The organism is Enterobacter cloacae complex sp. 6730903 (assembly GCF_048283985.1).
Taxonomy (GTDB): domain Bacteria; phylum Pseudomonadota; class Gammaproteobacteria; order Enterobacterales; family Enterobacteriaceae; genus Enterobacter; species Enterobacter hormaechei_C.
On record NZ_JBLVXX010000147.1, the window covers coordinates 1 to 793 of the forward strand.

The 793-nt window shown below is 60.3% G+C and carries 2 protein-coding genes; both read left to right on the forward strand.

Annotated elements, in window-relative coordinates; all coding sequences use genetic code 11:
• Positions 1-113: 113 nt before the first annotated feature.
• The gene (locus ACNQ0W_RS25255; RefSeq protein WP_417933299.1) at positions 114-419 is read left to right on the forward strand and encodes a hypothetical protein; all 306 of its coding nucleotides are present in this window, start codon (positions 114-116) and stop codon (positions 417-419) included.
• Positions 420-421: 2 nt separating this feature from the next.
• On the forward strand, positions 422-793 hold a 372-nt coding region (locus tag ACNQ0W_RS25260; protein ID WP_417933300.1), incomplete at its 3' end, for a DnaT-like ssDNA-binding protein.

Genomic DNA, 793 nt, shown 5'->3' on the forward strand with positions numbered 1-793 from the left:
TGCGTTACGAGGTTGGTGTGGCGTGGGGTGTGGCCTCCGTTCAGCCTGAACATTCCACCATCATCATGGGTTAACCCAGGGGGCTTCGGCCCCTTTGTTATTCAGGAGGCCCGATGGCCGGATTAACAAAAGAGCAGCGCGCGCAGCGTGAAGCGGAAAAGCTTGCAGCTCAGCAGACCGCTGATAATAACCCTGCCCAGCAGGAACAGCAGCAGGAACAGCAGCAGGAACAGCAGCAGGAACAGCAGCAGGAACAGCAGCAGGAACAGCAGCAGGAACAGCAGCAGGAACAGCAGGGTATTGAGCTGGTGGTCATGGTTCGCGACACCCCAGAATTCCCAGGCGGCCCGCTGCGCGCAGATGTTCATCCTGACGAAGTGAATAACTGGCGGGCGCTGGACTGGCGTTTGGAGGAATAACCATGCTGGTTGCCGATCCCCATTCGCCGGACTTTAACAGCTACGCCAGCGTGTCCGACCTGCGGGTCTTTGCAGCGGCGCGCGGATACACCGTACCTGCCGAAGATGGCGAGTGTAGCCAGATGCTGATGCAGTCGATGGAATTTCTGGAAGGAAGGTCCTGGCGTGGTCAGCGCTCCAGCGCATCTCAGCCTCTATCCTGGCCGCGCTCCGGCGTACGCTTCGATGGCGTGGACCTGCCGGATGATGCTATTCCACAGCGCCTGATTGATGCCCAATGCCGCCTGGCTATCGAGTCGCAGGAGATTGACCTCACGCCGTCGGTCTCCGGTGGCGGCGCGGTCATAGCTGAGAGCGTACAGGGGGCCGTCTCT